15 protein-coding genes and 1 pseudogene are annotated in these 16,114 nt (G+C 59.3%); 4 read left to right on the top strand and 12 right to left on the bottom strand.

Annotated elements, in window-relative coordinates:
* Nucleotides 1-28: 28 nt before the first annotated feature.
* From hutH to hutC, 8 genes are all read right to left on the bottom strand, one after another.
* Nucleotides 29-1,552 (bottom strand): histidine ammonia-lyase, encoded by a 1,524-nt coding sequence (gene hutH / locus ACYZTX_RS03190; protein ID WP_462032915.1) that lies wholly within the window; start codon nucleotides 1,550-1,552, stop codon nucleotides 29-31.
* 140 nt (nucleotides 1,553-1,692) lie between these two features.
* Complete coding sequence (locus ACYZTX_RS03185) at nucleotides 1,693-2,523, bottom strand: quaternary amine ABC transporter ATP-binding protein (protein WP_462032914.1); 831 nt, start codon at nucleotides 2,521-2,523, stop codon at nucleotides 1,693-1,695.
* On the bottom strand, nucleotides 2,520-3,371 hold the full coding sequence (locus ACYZTX_RS03180) for an ABC transporter permease (RefSeq protein ID WP_074872803.1): 852 nt from the start codon (nucleotides 3,369-3,371) through the stop codon (nucleotides 2,520-2,522). Before ACYZTX_RS03180 ends, ACYZTX_RS03185 begins: the two co-directional genes overlap by 4 nt.
* A 70-nt stretch (nucleotides 3,372-3,441) precedes the next feature.
* Nucleotides 3,442-4,410, bottom strand: a complete 969-nt coding sequence (locus ACYZTX_RS03175; protein ID WP_462032913.1) for an ABC transporter substrate-binding protein — start codon at nucleotides 4,408-4,410, stop codon at nucleotides 3,442-3,444.
* A 69-nt stretch (nucleotides 4,411-4,479) separates the two neighbouring features.
* On the bottom strand, nucleotides 4,480-5,955 hold the full coding sequence (locus ACYZTX_RS03170) for a purine-cytosine permease family protein (RefSeq protein WP_462032912.1): 1,476 nt from the start codon (nucleotides 5,953-5,955) through the stop codon (nucleotides 4,480-4,482).
* A 162-nt stretch (nucleotides 5,956-6,117) separates the two neighbouring features.
* Nucleotides 6,118-7,821 (bottom strand): urocanate hydratase, encoded by a 1,704-nt coding sequence (gene hutU, locus ACYZTX_RS03165; RefSeq protein WP_462032911.1) that lies wholly within the window; start codon nucleotides 7,819-7,821, stop codon nucleotides 6,118-6,120.
* Nucleotides 7,822-8,281: 460 nt separating this feature from the next.
* A complete protein-coding gene (locus tag ACYZTX_RS03160) occupies nucleotides 8,282-8,851 on the bottom strand; it encodes a HutD/Ves family protein (protein ID WP_462032910.1) in 570 nt (189 codons plus the stop codon).
* 10 nt (nucleotides 8,852-8,861) lie between these two features.
* Nucleotides 8,862-9,530 (bottom strand): histidine utilization repressor, encoded by a 669-nt coding sequence (gene hutC, locus ACYZTX_RS03155; protein ID WP_462036977.1) that lies wholly within the window; start codon nucleotides 9,528-9,530, stop codon nucleotides 8,862-8,864.
* Nucleotides 9,531-9,730: 200 nt separating this feature from the next.
* On the opposite strand from hutC, the gene ACYZTX_RS03150 reads away from it, so the two are divergent.
* A complete protein-coding gene (locus ACYZTX_RS03150; RefSeq protein WP_462032909.1) occupies nucleotides 9,731-11,095 on the top strand; it encodes a formimidoylglutamate deiminase in 1,365 nt (454 codons plus the stop codon).
* A gap of 118 nt (nucleotides 11,096-11,213) precedes the next feature.
* Here the strand turns inward: ACYZTX_RS03150 and ACYZTX_RS03145 are convergent, their stop codons facing one another.
* A complete protein-coding gene (locus ACYZTX_RS03145; RefSeq protein WP_462032908.1) occupies nucleotides 11,214-11,783 on the bottom strand; it encodes a lipocalin family protein in 570 nt (189 codons plus the stop codon).
* A gap of 31 nt (nucleotides 11,784-11,814) precedes the next feature.
* Entirely contained in the window at nucleotides 11,815-12,069 is a 255-nt protein-coding gene (locus ACYZTX_RS03140; RefSeq protein WP_131061244.1) for a hypothetical protein, read from the bottom strand.
* A gap of 30 nt (nucleotides 12,070-12,099) precedes the next feature.
* Here ACYZTX_RS03140 and ACYZTX_RS03135 point away from each other — a divergent pair, with 30 nt between their 5' ends.
* The 3 genes and pseudogenes from ACYZTX_RS03135 (at nucleotide 12,100) to ACYZTX_RS03125 (ending at nucleotide 14,242) form a co-directional block, all read left to right on the top strand.
* Nucleotides 12,100-12,309, top strand: a complete 210-nt coding sequence (locus tag ACYZTX_RS03135; protein WP_449642774.1) for a hypothetical protein — start codon at nucleotides 12,100-12,102, stop codon at nucleotides 12,307-12,309.
* A gap of 40 nt (nucleotides 12,310-12,349) precedes the next feature.
* Nucleotides 12,350-13,384: pseudogene (locus ACYZTX_RS03130) on the top strand (HAMP domain-containing protein); the annotation flags it as partial.
* A 93-nt stretch (nucleotides 13,385-13,477) separates the two neighbouring features.
* Nucleotides 13,478-14,242: a methyl-accepting chemotaxis protein gene (locus tag ACYZTX_RS03125; protein WP_462032330.1), complete on the top strand. Its 765-nt coding sequence runs from the start codon at nucleotides 13,478-13,480 to the stop codon at nucleotides 14,240-14,242.
* Between the two features lie 117 nt (nucleotides 14,243-14,359).
* Here the strand turns inward: ACYZTX_RS03125 and ACYZTX_RS03120 are convergent, their stop codons facing one another.
* The gene (locus ACYZTX_RS03120; RefSeq protein WP_462032907.1) at nucleotides 14,360-14,962 is read right to left on the bottom strand and encodes a DUF924 family protein; all 603 of its coding nucleotides are present in this window, start codon (nucleotides 14,960-14,962) and stop codon (nucleotides 14,360-14,362) included.
* A gap of 2 nt (nucleotides 14,963-14,964) precedes the next feature.
* Nucleotides 14,965-15,975: a class 1 fructose-bisphosphatase gene (locus ACYZTX_RS03115; RefSeq protein ID WP_462032906.1), complete on the bottom strand. Its 1,011-nt coding sequence runs from the start codon at nucleotides 15,973-15,975 to the stop codon at nucleotides 14,965-14,967.
* Nucleotides 15,976-16,114 lie beyond the last annotated feature (139 nt).

The following is a 16,114-nucleotide window of genomic DNA, read 5'->3' as shown; positions in this document are numbered from 1 at the left end:
GCCTTGGCACGCTGGTTTGATGTAGGAATCAGTTCAGGTTCGGTAAAGCGTTGTGCAGCAAAATCGGGTCTTTCAACACACCGGCAGCCGCCGCAATGTCTGGAGCCAGCCAGCGGTCCTGGTCGTAGGCCGGGACGCGTTCACGCAGCAGTCGCCACGCGGTATCTGTGCCTGCGCCAAAACGTTGTTCTTTCAAAAATTCAAATGCCTGGGCCGCCAGCAAATACTCAATCGCAAGGATCTGCGTGCAGTTTTCCAACGCTCGGTGCAGCTTCAGCGCCGCGTTGGTGCCCATGCTCAAGTGGTCTTCCTGCAGGCCCGAGGTGACGTAGTTGTCGAGGACTGCCGGTTGCGCCAACTGACGGTTTTCCGCGCACAGCGAGGCGGCGACGTACTGGACGATCATCATCCCGGAATTCACCCCCGGGTTGGCCACCAGGAATGCCGGCAAACCGCTGACATGCGGGTTGATCAGGCGGTCCAGGCGACGTTCGGCGATGGAGCCGATTTCGGCCATGGCAATCGCCAGCAAATCCGCCGCCAATGCCACTGACTGGCCGTGCGGGTTGGCCTGGGACATCACCCGGAAATTGTCCGGTGTGCCCAGTAGCATCGGGTTGTCGGTGACGGAATTGAGTTCGGTTTCGATCTGCTTTTTGGCGTGCTCAAGCTGATCGCGAGCGGCGCCGTGGACTTGTGGAATCGAGCGGATACTCAACGCATCCTGAGTGCGAATACCTTTACTGCTGGCGATCACTTCACTGCCATCGAGCAGCGCCCGCAAGTTGATGCCGACTTGCTGCATGCCAGGGTGTGGTTTGAGCGCGATGATCTCGGCATCGAACGCAGCAATCTGGCCACGCTGGGCCTCGAAGCTCATGGCGCCGATCACGTCAGCCCATTGCACCAGACGCGTCGCGTCGGCCAGCGCCAGGCAGCTGAGGCCGGTCATGCACGGCGTGCCGTTGACCAGGCACAAGCCATCTTTGGCGCCGAGCTGGACCGGTTGCAAACCTTCTTCAGCCAAAGCGTGCTGTGCAGAAACGATCTGCCCACGATAGCTGACATTGCCAACACCCAGCAGCGCAATGCTGATGTGGGCCATGTGGGTCAGGTAACCCACCGAACCCTGGGACGGCACTTGCGGGGTGATGCCGCGGTTGAGCAGCGCGAGCAGGGCTTCGACCACCTGCCGGTGAATGCCGGATTTGCCGTGACTGTAATTGCGGATCGCCGCACACATGATCGCGCGGGTTTGCTCATCGGTCAGCGGAGCGCCGACGCCACAGGCGTGGCTGAGCAAGGTGTTGCGCGACAGCTGGCTGAGTTGCTCGTCTTTGAGCGAGACGTTGCACAACGCGCCCAGACCGGTGTTGACGCCATAGGCACGCTCGCCACTGGCGACGATGCGCTGGACGATGGCCTGGGCATTTTCGATCCGCGCCCAGACCTGTGGCGACAGCTCAAGCTGTGCGCCATGGCGGGCGACGGCGACCACATCCTGCCAACGCAGGTGGTCGCCTGCGATAACGATTTTTTCAGCTTGGGACATCATTGACCTCAACCGTACAACTTGAATATTGATGCAGCTTCACCGGCGCTTTCGCGAGCAGGCTCGCTCCCACAGGGGTACGCATTTCAATGTGGGAGCGAGCCTGCTCGCGAAGAGGCCGGCCCAATCACCGCAAATCTTTAAACCACCGCCGCCCGCCGCTGAACGAACCGATCCACATACTCATCCGCCGGCGAATGCAGGATCTCTCTCGGCGTGCCGACCTGAATCAGTCGCCCATCCTTGAGGATCGCAATGCGGTTGCCGATACGCACGGCCTCGTCGAGGTCGTGGGTGATGAAGACGATGGTCTTGTGCAGGGTCTTTTGCAGTTCCAGCAACTGGTCCTGCATCTCCGCGCGAATCAGCGGGTCGAGCGCACTGAAGGCTTCGTCCATCAGGATGATGTCGGTGTCCGCCGCCAGGGCGCGGGCCAGGCCCACACGCTGGCGCATACCGCCGGAAAGCTGATGCGGGTATTTGTTTTCGTAGCCCTTGAGGCCCACGGTGTTGATCCAGTGCAGCGCGCGCTCGGAGCACATTTGCTTGGTCTCGCCACGCACTTTCAGGCCGTAGGCGACGTTATCCACCACCGTCTTGTGCGGCAGCAGGCCAAAGCTCTGGAACACCATGCTGATCTTGTGCCGACGAAATTCGCGCAGGGCTTCCATGTCGTATTGCAGGATGTCCACGCCGTCCACCAGGATCGCGCCGCTGGTAGGGTCGATCAGGCGATTGAAGTGGCGCACCAGGGTGGACTTGCCGGAGCCCGACAGGCCCATGATCACGAAGATCTCGCCGGTGGCGATGCTCAGGGACAAGTCATTCACGCCAACCACGCAGCCGGTTTCGGCCAGCACCTGATCCTTGGTTTTGCCTTGGCCAATCATGCCCAGCGCTTCCTTGGAACGGTTGCCGAAAATCTTGAAGACGTTTTTGACTTCGATTTTGCTGATGGCTTCGTTGTTCATTTGCTCACCTCATGCCGTGGCCGACCGTACGCTTGAGTAATGCGGTCGATAACCACTGCCAGAATCACGATCGCCAGACCGGCTTCAAGGCCACGTCCGACGTTGAGGGTCTGAATTCCCACTAACACGTCTTCACCCAGGCCTCGGGCACCGATCATCGAGGCAATGACTACCATCGACAGGGCCATCATCGTGGTCTGATTGATCCCGGCCATGATGCTCGGCAGGGCCAGCGGCAGTTGCACGCCAAACAGTTGCTGCCAACGGTTGGCACCGAAGGCGTTGATCGCTTCCATCACCTCACCGTCGACCTGGCGTATGCCCAGATCAGTCAAGCGGATCAGCGGTGGCGCGGCGTAGATCACGGTGGCGAAAATCGCCGGGACCTTGCCCAGGCCGAACAGCATCAGCACCGGGATCAGGTACACGAAACTCGGCATGGTCTGCATGATGTCCAGCAGCGGCATCAGCACCGAACGCAGGCGATTGCTGCGTGCCGAGAGAATGCCCAGCGGAATGCCGATCAGCACCGAAATGACCGTGGCCACCATCATCAGCGCCAAGGTCTGCATCAGCTTGTCCCAGAGGCCGACCGCACCGACCAGGAACAATAAGCCCACGATCACCGCGGTGGTCACGACTTTGCGGGTCGCGTGCCAGGCAACGCCCGCCACGATTGCCAGCATCAGCCACCAGGGCGCCGCCCGCAGCAGCCCTTCAAGATTGACGATGGCCCACAACAGGGTGTCGGAGATGCTGCGGAACACGTCGCCGTAGTTGGTGACCAGCGAATCGACCCAACTGTTGACCCAGTCGGCGATGGAAAAGGTAAAGCTTTCGGGAAACATAAGAGACTCTCAATCAAGGGGTTGCGATCAAGCATCCGACTGCCGCTGACGGCAGTCGGAGAAACTCAACCTACAAGGCCGCGTCGATTTTTTTGGCTGCTTCTTCGCTCACCCATGCGTGCCAGACTTCAGGATGTTCCTTGAGGAAGATTTTCGCCAGTTTTGGTGATTCGATCCGCTCTTTGGCCATGCGTCCGAGGTTCTGGTTGAGCAGGTCGATCGGCAGGTTGACTTTTTCCAGCACGGCCACCAGTTCCGGGGCTTGCTCGTGGAAGGTCTTGGACAGGCCGACCTTGATGGTCACGCGCTTGTCCACGCCTGGTTTCTCTTCGAGTTTGACCAGGTCCACCTGGCCCATCAGCGGGGTTGGCGACCAGTAGTAGAACAGGATCGGCTCGCCACGCTTGTAGCTCGACAGCACGGCGGCATCCAGCGCCGGGCCGGTGCCTGGGCGGAAGTTGGTGTAGGTGCTTTCCAGACCGTAGCTTTTGAGCATTTCGCTGTTGTCCAGCTCACAGGTCCAGCCGGCCGGGCAGTTGTAGAAACGGCCCTTGGCTGGTTCTTCCTGATCCTTGAACACGGCGGCGTACTTGGCCAGGTCGGCGATGTTTTTCAGGTCCGGTGCCTTGGGTTCCAGCTTGCGCTTGGCGTCGCCTTCGATCACGTAACGCGGCACGTACCAGCCTTCGATCGCACCCACCACCGGAGCGCCGACACCGACGACTTTGCCGGCCTTCTCGGCCTTGTTCCAAACCTCGCTACGGCCGACCCATTCTTCGGCGAACACTTGAATGTCATTGCTGCTAAGGGCGTTTTCCATGGTGATGGAGTTCCCTGGCAGGCTGTCCGTCTTACAGTCGTAGCCCTTCTCCAACACGATTTGCATCACGTCGGTCAGTAGCATGCCGCTTTCCCAGTTCAGGCCGGCGAACTTCACCGGTTTGCCCGACTCGCACCAACCGGCCGCCTGAGTGGCGCCGGCACTGGCCAGCAGGCCCATGGAAAGCAATGTGGTCAGCAGGGTCTTGTTCGATTTCATTGTAGTGACGCTCCTAATCATGAATTGGCTTACGGCAGTCAAGAGGCATCCAGCCCTGTCCACGTCCAATCAGGCCTGCGCCGCAGCGCGACCAGCCCCGCTTGTTTTATTAGGTGATGCAACGTTGTCCTGCTCGACCGGCAGAATCAGTTGATCGGGTACCGAGCCGTGCCATTTTTTTGCGCACACGTAATACAGGGCTGCGGGTAGCACCAGACCGATGATCCAGGAAATATCCACACCACCCAGGGCGTCTACCAGCGGACCGGTATAGAACTTGGTGGAGATGAACGGCAGTTGCACCAGTACACCGAAGACATAGACGCTGATACCGAGGGGATTCCAGCGGCCGTAGCGACCGTTCGGATCTGCCAACGCCGGCACGTCATAGCGTTCGCGGGTGATGCAGTAGTAGTCCACCAGGTTGATCGCGCTCCATGGCGTAAAGAAAGCCAGCAAGAACAGGATGAAGGACTTGAACGCACCGAGGAACGAGTGCTGGCCGAGCAACGCAATGAGGGTCGCAGTACCGACGATAACCAGCACGAAGACCAGACGCTGCAAGCGCGTTACCTGCAGGTGACCACGGAAACCGCTGATGATGGTGGCAATGCACATGAAGCTGCCGTAGGAATTGAGCGTGGAGATGGTGACCTTGCCGAACGCGATGCTGAAGTACAGCAGCGCAGCGGTGGCACCGGTACCGCCCAGACCAACGATGTAGGCCACTTCATGGCCGGCGAATTGCCCGTTGGCCGAGGCCGCAGCAAACACGCCGAGGATCATCGCCACCTGTGCGCCAATGACCGAACCGGCGCCAGCGGCGAAAAAGGTTTTCACCGAGGACGTCTTGCTCGGCAGGTAGCGTGAATAGTCAGCCACGTAGGGGCCGAAAGCGATCTGCCAGGATGCCGCGAGCGACACCGCGAGCAGGAAGCTGCTCCAGCTGAAGTGGCGGATTTGCAGGAGCGCGCCAACGTCAGTCTGGCTCATCAGACGGCTAAACAGATAAACAAAGGCAATCACACCGATGACGCTGGCGACACGGCCAATGAAATGGATCACCCGATAACCGAGCACCGTGACCAGCACGATGACACTGGCGAAGATCAGGATGCCGACGCTGTCGCTGACGCCAAACAACTGGCCCAGCGCCTGGCCGGAAAGCACCGTTCCCGTTGCGGTGAAGCCGAGGTACATCAAACAGACCAGCACGATCGGGATGGCCGCGCCATACACGCCGAACTGTACCCGGCTGGAAATCATCTGCGGCAGGCCAAGCTTGGGACCTTGCGCCGCATGCAGCGCCATCACCCCACCGCCGAGCAGTTGACCGATCAACAGACCGATCAACGACCAGAACACATCACCGCCCAGCACCACGGCCAGGGCCCCGGTGACAATCGCGGTGATTTGCAGGTTGGCCCCCATCCACAGGGTGAACTGGCTCAACAGACGACCGTGTCTTTCCGCTTCCGGGATGTAGTCGATCGAGCGTTTCTCGATCAACGGTTCACTGTCTGCACGATCGTTGTTAACAGCCATGATTCAACCTCTGTGGATTGTTATTCGGTGTTGTTGTTTCTCTGTCGGAGCTGTGTAGGAGCTGTCGAGTGAAACGAGGCTGCGATCTTTTGATCTTGATCTCCGGCGTCAGTGACGACGCCAAAAGATCGCAGCCTTCGGCAGCTCCTACAGGGGCAAGCATTACTTGCCGGTAATCATCGGCAGGTTCAGCCCCTGCTCCTTGGCGCAGTCGATTGCGATCTGGTAACCCGCATCGGCGTGACGCATGACACCGGTGGCCGGGTCGTTGTGCAGCACGCGAGCAATACGCTCGGCCGCTTCGTCAGTACCGTCGCAGACAATCACCATGCCCGAGTGCTGGGAGAAGCCCATGCCGACGCCGCCACCGTGATGCAGGGAAACCCAGGTCGCGCCGCTCGCGGTATTGAGCAGAGCGTTGAGCAGTGGCCAGTCGGACACAGCGTCGGAACCGTCCTGCATCGATTCGGTTTCGCGGTTCGGACTGGCAACAGAGCCGGAGTCCAGGTGGTCGCGACCGATCACGATTGGCGCGGACAGTTCACCGCTGCGAACCATTTCGTTGAACGCCAGACCAAGCTTGGCGCGCAAGCCCAGGCCAACCCAGCAGATACGTGCCGGCAGACCCTGGAAGCTGATGCGCTCACGGGCCATGTCCAGCCAGTTGTGCAAGTGTGCGTCGTCCGGGATCAGTTCTTTTACTTTGGCGTCGGTCTTGTAGATGTCCTGCGGGTCGCCCGACAGTGCAGCCCAACGGAACGGGCCAATGCCGCGGCAGAACAGCGGACGGATATAAGCCGGTACGAAACCCGGGAAATCGAACGCGTTCTCGACGCCTTCTTCTTGCGCCATCTGGCGGATGTTGTTGCCGTAGTCGAAGGTCGGAATGCCCATTTTCTGGAAGTCGAGCATCGCTTTTACATGCACGGCCATGGACTGCTTGGCGGCTTTGACCACGGCAGCAGGCTCGGTCTTGGCGCGAGCGCGGTATTCGTCCCAGGTCCAGCCGGCTGGCAGGTAACCGTTGAGCGGGTCGTGGGCGCTGGTCTGGTCGGTGACCATGTCTGGGCGCACGCCACGCTTGACCAGTTCCGGCAGGATTTCAGCCGCGTTGCCCAGCAGGGCGATGGAAATCGCCTTGCCTTCCTTGGTGTATTTGGCGATGCGGGCCAGCGCGTCGTCGAGGTCGGTGGCTTGCTCATCGACATAACGGCTGTTCAGGCGGAAATCGATGCTGACCTGCTGGCATTCGATGTTCAGCGAGCAGGCGCCGGCCAGGGTCGCGGCCAGAGGTTGAGCGCCGCCCATGCCGCCGAGGCCTGCGGTCAGGACCCAACGACCTTTCAGGTCATCGTTATAGTGTTGGCGACCGGCTTCGACGAAGGTTTCGTAGGTGCCCTGGACGATGCCCTGGCTGCCGATGTAGATCCAGCTGCCGGCGGTCATCTGGCCGTACATGGCCAGGCCTTTGGCGTCGAGTTCGTTGAAGTGTTCCCAGCTCGCCCAGTGTGGCACCAGGTTGGAGTTGGCGATCAGTACACGCGGGGCGTTGCTGTGGGTCTTGAACACGCCGACCGGCTTGCCGGATTGCACCAGCAGGGTCTCGTCGTCATTCAGGTTGGTCAGGCTTTCGACGATCTTGTCGTAGCACTCCCAGTTGCGCGCCGCACGACCGATACCACCGTAAACCACCAGTTCTTTAGGGTTCTCGGCGACTTCCGGGTCGAGGTTGTTCATCAACATGCGCAGCGGCGCTTCGGTCAGCCAGCTCTTGGCGGTCAGCTTGTTACCGCGAGCAGCGCGGATTTCAACGTCACGGTGCTTTGTAAAAGAGGCGGTAGTAGGTTTCTGGGTATTGTCAGTCACGAAAAAGACTCCTCAGCGATCAATCCAAACCAACCCTGGCGGTGGGTAAGCCAGCCTGTGCGCGTCAAAGCGTCACAAGCGAATCAGTGGACGCTGCGAGGAGTCTCGGTCGACTCATACGCATACGTCTTTACTTGTACATACAAGCATATGCAATCAAGCGGCCAACTTGCTGGATGTGTGTTCAAGAAAAGTTTTGAAAGGGCTGGAAGGCGCCTGGATCAAGCGTTCTGGCAAAGATGAAATTTTTCGGGGGGATTTTGCGAGAGGCGTGACCGCTGTTACTTGGCGTGGTTTTGCGCCACGCTGGGGCGTTCGGTAACAAAGTGGTGCGCTTTGGGGAACGCTGGAAAGCAAAAGATCGCAGCCTCGTTTCACTCGACAGCTCCTACAGAGAATGGCGTTCATCCTGTAGGAGCTGTCGAGTGAAACGAGGCTGCGATCTTTTAAGAATCTTGAATCAGCGTGCAGTCAGTTCGATCACACAGCAGGCGCCATTGCTGGAAACCTCCAGCAAACCGGCGTTACCGTCGAGTTGCAGGCAGTCATGGCGACCGAGCTGTGAGGCACTGTTACCGACCTTCACTTCAAGCTCGTCAGTGACACTAAATACGAGTACGGTGCCTGCTGAGCTGAAAAACCGCTGCTCGCCGTCCAGCCACTGCAATCGCGCGCTATAACGCTGCGGTGCATAAATCAGGTTGAAGTCGCGGATCGGCCCACCGAGCAATGTGCAGGAAACCTGGCTCTCGCCGCTGAAAGCAAATGGGTCCAGCGGTAACAATGGCTGAGTGTCCTGACCATCAACCCGCAAGGTCATGCCGTCGCCTTGCAATACGGTGATCACCCGCTCATAGCCGGCGAACGTCGAGAAGCCGCCCGACTCGCCAATATCGGCAATCGACAGGCGCCAGCCAAAACCGTCAAGACCGGTGCCCGCATCGCGGGTGATTTCTTCGGTGCTGCCGCCGCCGTTTTTCCACGGCATGCGCGGGTAATCAACCGCGCGCAAAACTTTTAACTGACTCATTTATGGCTCTCTATTTATGAAACCGTCCTTCCAGACGATGACGGGAACCGGGGTGAATCAAGCGGGCGGCAGTCACCGGCTGACGGCCGGACCAGGTGCGGCGGCGGATCAGCAGGCACGGCTCGCCCTTTTCAATCTGCAGCAATTTGCACTCGGTGGCTTCAGCCAGAATCGCCTCGACCACATGCTCGCCTTCGGTCAGCGGCGCGACCTGGTTCAGATAGGCGTATGGCGTTTGCAGGGTGAAGTCCTGCTTGAGGTAGTCCGGCGCCACCAGTGCGTTGACGAAACGGTCTTCGATTTGCACCGGGATATCGTTTTCGAAATGCACGATCAGCGAGTGAAAGACTTTCTGGCCTTCACGCATGTCCAGCGCCAAGGCGCGCTCGGAACCGGCGGCCTCTTCTTCGAGGGTGATGACCTTGCAGGTATGACGATGGCCACGGGAGGCAATTTCGTCCGCGATGTTGTGCACTTCAAACAGCGCGGACTGACTTTTCGGCTCAGCAACAAAAGTCCCGACACCTTGCATGCGCACCAACAGACCGTCGGCGGTCATCTCGCGCAGGGCACGGTTGATGGTCATGCGGCTGAAGCCCAGCTGGTTGACCAGCTCGCTTTCCGACGGAACGCGGCAGTGCGGCGGCCAGTTTCCACTGTCGATTTGCTGGGTGATCATCTGTTTGACGCGGGCGTACAAGGGCGCCGGACTGTCGCCCAGATTGGCGCTCAGATTGGCATTCGGCGGCAATGTGGCAGGCGGAGTCGGCACGTTTAATCCTTGGTCATCTATTAGAGGTTGCTAGCTTGCCGGAGTTTACCGAGCAGGCAAACGTCTGTATATGTATATACAAATAACACACGATGGGGTGCTGAACCATGTCCGCCTTCTTTGCCGAACGCGCGCTGCTGCCTAGTGGATGGGCCAACAATGTACGTCTTGAGGTCAGTGCCGATGGCGTGTTGACCCATATCCAGGCCGATTCCCACGCAGATGACGCCGAACGGCTTAGCGGTCCGCTGCTGCCGGGTATGCCGAATTTGCACTCCCATGCCTTCCAGCGGGCCATGGCCGGGCTGGCGGAAGTGGCGGGTAATCCGAACGACAGTTTCTGGACCTGGCGCGATTTGATGTATCGCCTCGTCGGAAAAATCAGCCCGGAACAGCTCGGCGTCATCGCTCGTCAGCTGTACATCGAAATGCTCAAGGCCGGTTACACCTCGGTCGCGGAATTTCATTACGTACATCACGACACCAACGGCCAGCCTTACGCGGACCCAGCCGAACTGGCGCTGCGCATCAGCCAGGCCGCCAGTTCTGCCGGCATCGGCCTGACGTTGCTACCGGTGCTCTACAGCCATTCCGGTTTCGGCGGCCAGGTCCCGAACGAAGGTCAGCGTCGCTTTATCAACAGCACCGAAAACTACCTCAAGCTTCAGTCGCGCTTGCAGCCGATCCTGGCGCAGCAACCGGCGCAGTCGCTGGGTTTGTGTTTCCACTCGTTGCGTGCGGTAACACCGCAGCAAATCAGCGAAGTGCTGGCCGCCAGCGACAAGCAGTGCCCGGTGCACATTCACATCGCCGAGCAACAGAAGGAAGTTGACGACTGCCTGGGCTGGAGCGGTCGCCGTCCACTGCAATGGCTGTACGAAAACACTGAGGTCGATCAACGCTGGTGCCTGGTTCACGCGACCCACGCCAACCCGGAAGAAGTTACGCTGATGGCCAAGAGTCGCGCCATCGCCGGCTTGTGCCTGACGACCGAAGCCAACCTCGGCGACGGGATCTTCCCGGCGGTGGATTTCCTCGCTCAGGGCGGGCGCATGGGGATCGGTTCCGACAGTCATGTGTCATTGAGCGTGGTGGAAGAGTTGCGCTGGTTGGAATATGGCCAGCGTCTGCGCGACCAACGACGTAATCGCTTGTATGGCGCGGATCAGCCAATGGTTGGCCGCACATTGTACGACGCAGCGCTGGATGGCGGGGCTCAGGCGTTGGGTCAGCAGATTGGAGCGCTGGAAGTTGGCAAACGTGCGGATTGGCTGGTGCTGGATGGCAACGATCCGTACCTGGCGACAGCCAGTGGCGACGGGATTCTGAATCGTTGGTTGTTTGCCGGTGGCGACCGCCAGGTGCGGGATGTGCTGGTCAATGGCCAGTGGGTTGTGCGCGACGGGCGTCATGCCGCGGAAGAAGAAAGCAACCGCGCCTTCACCCAGGTCCTGCGCGATCTACTGGGCTGACACAAAACAAATGTGGGAGCGGGCTTGCTCGCGAAAGCGGTCTGTCAGTCAACATCTCTGTTGAATGTGACGACCCCTTCGCGAGCAAGCCCGCTCCCACATGGTTATGCGCTGGCCGCTAGTTCGAAGTCTTGGCCATCTGCGTATCCGTCGCGCGCCAGATCAGTCGCGTGGTGTCGTAACCTTGCTGACGCGCCTTGCTCAGCAATTCCTCACGCACAACGCCATTGACCGTCGGGGTCCGTGACAACAACCACAGATACTTGCGGCTTGGATCGCCAACAATGGCGGTCTTGTAGTCATCGCTGACGTACAACACCCAGTATTCGCCCTTCGCCGCACCCGGGATCAGCCGCGAAAACCAGTTGTCGAACTCGACCCACAATTTGTCGGTTTTGCCCGGCACCTGTGGCCACGCCGTGCCTTTGGCCTCTTCCCATTGCCAGTCCGCCGTCAGACAGCGGTTCAGCACCAACACCTTACCGTCAGGCTTGAGCGTGTAATGGGCTTCGGATTGCGCGCAGTTGCGCTGGAAATACATCGGCAGACGGGCCAATTCGTACCAGGTCCCTTGGTACTTCTTAAGATTGACGCTGTTGACGGTTTTCGGTGCCAACGGATCTACGCCGGAAGTGGCGCAGCCGGCCAAAACCAGGCCGGCTAAAAGGACTATCAGTAACCGTTTCATTGTTTTTCTCCCGTGGGCGCTTAGCCCCGGATTACTTCAGGCCTTGGCCGGAAAACATCAGCACTTGGTCACCGGCGTACTGCACGCTGATAAAACTGTTCTTGTCACCCCAGGTACAACTGGACATGCCGAGCGCGCCCGAGCAGTCGGTGGGTTTGCCCAGCAAGGTTTCTACCTCGGCCTTTGGCATGCCTGACGACAGCTTCGAGTAGTTTTCCTGATTGACCTTGCTGCACGCGGCCAACAAAACGCAGAACGAAAGCAGGGCGATAGAACGCAGCGACATTGTGTAGCTCCTGGGGCGAAGGGGAATGGCATGACTGCCAAGCTGAAGCTTAGAAGAGAAAACCCCTGTCTGGTTCCGTGGCTGGCCGGCTATTTGTGGGCCGCTCGTCTGTCTTTCGTGAAATATCAGGAACTTTCGTTTGCTGTTGAGTGTTTCGTCGGTTTTCGCAAAAGCCGCCTAATCTTCGCCGCCGCTCAGTCGACATATAAGCAGCGCAAGCCCACGACTGTGGCAAATTGACGCCCCTTTGTTGACCAGCCTCTTCGCGGTAGCTCATTTAATGACCAGAAACATGAAGTTCAGCCACAAGATCTTGTTGGCTGCTGCCCTCGTGGTGGCCGTTGCATTCGCCTGTTTCATCCTCTTCAACGACTACCGCCAGCGGCAAACCCTGCGCAGCAGTACCGAATCCTCGATGCAGGAACTCGGCAGCCTGACCACCAGCAACATCCAGACCTGGCTGGAAAGCCGCATTCAGTTGCTGCAATCGCTGTCCCAACAGATTGCGGTGGACGGCAGCGCCCCGGCCAACCTCAAGCGCGCCATCGACCTGCCGGCCTACACCAGTAATTTCCAGCTGAGCTATTTTGGCGGTACTGACGGCGTGATGTTCTCAGTCCCGGCCGGCAATCGTGCGGCGGATTATGACCCTCGCACCCGTGGCTGGTACAAGGCGGCCAACAGCGCGCAACAGACCATCGTCACCGAACCGTATATCGCCGCGTCGTCGGGCAAACTGGTGATCACCGTTGCCACCCCGGTGAAACATCAGAACCAAATGATCGGCGTCGCCGGCGCAGACATTGACCTGTCCAGCGTCAGCGCGATCATCAACTCGCTGAACTTCGGCGGCCACGGCCATGCCTTTATCGTCAGTGCCGACGGCAAGATTTTGATTCACCCCGACAGCAAACTGGTACTCAAGAGCCTGACCGACGCCTACCCGAACGGCGCGCCGAAAGTCAGCCCGGGCATGAAAGAAGTCGAGATCGACGGCAAGACTCAATTCATCTCCTTTACACACGTCAACGGTGTGCCCTCGGCAGACTGGTACGTGGCAATGGTGCTGGATCAGGACGCCGCGTTCTCGATGCTTAGCGAATTCCGCACTTCGGCGATCATCGCCATGGTCATTGCCGTGGTGATCATCATCGCGCTGTTGGGCTTGCTGATCAGCTTCTTGATGCAACCGTTGCTGACCATGGGCCGCGCCATGCATGACATCGCCGAAGGTGAAGGCGACCTGACCAAACGGCTGACCATCCACGGCCATGATGAATTCGGCGCGCTGGGCACCTCGTTCAACCGTTTTGTGGAGCGCATTCATACGTCGATTCGCGAAGTGTCCTCGGCCACTGGCCAGGTCAATGAAGTCGCGCTGCGTGTGGTTGCCGCGTCGAACTCGTCGATGTTCAACTCCGACCAGCAAGCCTCGCGCACCAGCAGCGTGGCCGCCGCCATCAACGAGCTGGGCGCCGCCGCCCAGGAAATCGCCCAGAACGCCGCCCTCGCCTCTCAGCATTCGAGCGATGCTCGCGCATTGGCCGAAGACGGTCAGCAAGTCGTCGATAAAACCATCGCGGCGATGCAGCAGCTCTCGGCGAAGATCAGCGATTCGTGCGGCAACATCGAAACGCTCAACAGCAACACCGTGAACATCGGGCAGATTCTGGAAGTGATCACCAGCATCTCCCAGCAGACCAACTTGCTGGCCCTCAACGCCGCCATCGAAGCCGCCCGTGCCGGTGAAGCCGGTCGTGGTTTTGCCGTGGTAGCGGACGAGGTGCGTAACCTCGCGCACCGTACTCAAGATTCGGCGCAGCAAGTGCAGAAGATGATCGAGGAGCTGCAAGTCGGCGCCCGGGAAGCCGTGAGCACCATGACCGACAGCCAGCGCCAGAGCGAAAGCAGCGTCGGCATCGCCAACCAGGCGGGCGAACGTCTGGGCAGCGTGACTCAGCGGATCGGTGAGATCGACGGGATGAACCAGTCGGTGGCCACAGCAACGGAAGAGCAGACGGCGGTGGTGGAGTCGATCAACGTCGACATCACCGAGATCAACACGCTGAATCAGGAAGGTGTGGAGAACTTGCAGTCGACCTTGCGCGCATGTGCCGATCTTGAGCGGCAGGCGGCGCGGTTGAAGCAGTTGGTGGGTAGCTTCAGGATTTAAGCCGCTTTTGCGGGCCCCTTCGCGAGCAGGCTCGCTCCCACAGTGGATCTCCAGCGTCACAAAGATCTATGTGGGAGCGAGCCTGCTCGCGAAGACGGCATCAGCAACAACGACGAACTAAAACCTTGAACCAGGCCCCGAAAGAAACACCAACTCCTCAGCCGTAGATTCCCTTCCCAACACCGCATTCCTGTGCGGAAACCGTCCAAACCGCGCAATCACCTTCTGATGCCGCTCGGCATAATCCAGGTTATCGGCAAACACCGCCCGATCCGCCTCAGGCTGCTGCGCTACCAAATCGATAAACCGCGAAACCGCCTCGTTCTGCACCGCCAGATTCTCGCAATGCTCAAACACCAGGTAGATAAACACCCGCTGGATCGGCTGCAACTGCCGATCGAAATCCGCAGCGATGCCTTGCGCCACCAGTGCCTGAGCCCTGAGATCGCCTGAAAAGGATTTGGGAGTGTCGCGAAAGATCATTCGCGGAAGTTGATCGAGCAGCAGCACCAGGGCCAGCCAACCTTCGGGGCGTTGCGCCCAGTCAGTCAATCCGCCGGCCAGTGCCTGCTCGACCCAGTCCCCGAAACGCGTCTGCGCTTCGAGGTCCTGGCTGTCGCGCTTGCCGAACCATAACTTGCCCTTGTCAGCCGCTACTTCATTCGGTGTGTCGGCTGAACCGAACCACCATTCGAGCAACGGCTGCCAGGGCGCGGTCATGTTTATTCCTTGTGGTAAGCCGTGACGCGTGCGACTTCTTCTTTCGAGCCGAGGTACACCGCTACACGCTGGTGCAGGCCTTCAGGCTGAATGTCGAGGATGCGCTGGTGACCATCAGTGGACGCGCCACCAGCCTGTTCAACCAGGAAGGACATCGGGTTGGCTTCGTACATCAAGCGCAGTTTGCCCGGCTTCGATGGCTCGCGGCTGTCGCGTGGGTACATGAACAGACCGCCACGGGTCAGGATGCGGTGCACGTCGGCAACCATCGCGGCGACCCAGCGCATGTTGTAGTTCTTTTTCAGCGGGCCTTCTTCGCCAGCCAGCAACTCGCCAACGTAGCGTTGTACCGGAGCTTCCCAGTGACGCTGGTTGGACGCGTTGATTGCGAATTCCTGAGTGGACTCCGGGATCGTGATGTCTTCATGGGTCAGTACAAAGCTGCCCATTTCACGGTCCAGGGTAAAGCCTTTCACGCCATCACCCAGGGTCAGCACCAACATGGTCTGCGGGCCGTAGATGGCATAACCGGCGGCGACCTGCTCGGTGCCTGGTTGCAGGAAAGCCTTTTCGTTCAAGGCTTCGTTCTGGCTCAGGTATTCGCTCGGGCAACGCAGCACCGAGAAGATAGTACCGACCGGTGCGTTGATATCGATGTTCGACGAGCCGTCCAACGGGTCGAATACCAGCAGGTACGCGCCTTTCGGGTATTTGCCCGGGATCTGGTAGGCATTGTCCATTTCTTCGGACGCCATGCCGGCCAGGTGACCGCCCCATTCGTTGGCTTCGAGCAGGATCTCGTTGGAGATCACGTCGAGTTTCTTCTGCACTTCGCCTTGGACGTTTTCGGTGTCCATGCTGCCCAGAACACCACCGAGGGCGCCTTTGGACACGGCGTGGCTGATTTCCTTGCAGGCGCGCGCCACCACTTCGATCAGGAAACGCAGATCGGCAGGGGTGTTGTTGCTACGGGTCTGCTCAATCAAATAGCGACTCAGGGTAACGCGGGACATGGAAGGCTCCGGTGGATTGGGGGGGGCTAAAAACCCGCGCAGTTTAACGCGAGTCGGGGCGCATTTCCTCCTATCAGACGTGTTACACCCAATAGAGTTCATGCGCCCGGTTTAGCGTAGTTCGAAACCGCCCGGATGT

Source organism: Pseudomonas sp. MDT1-17 (assembly GCF_054898105.1).
This window is presented reverse-complemented; position numbering and strand designations above follow the sequence as displayed.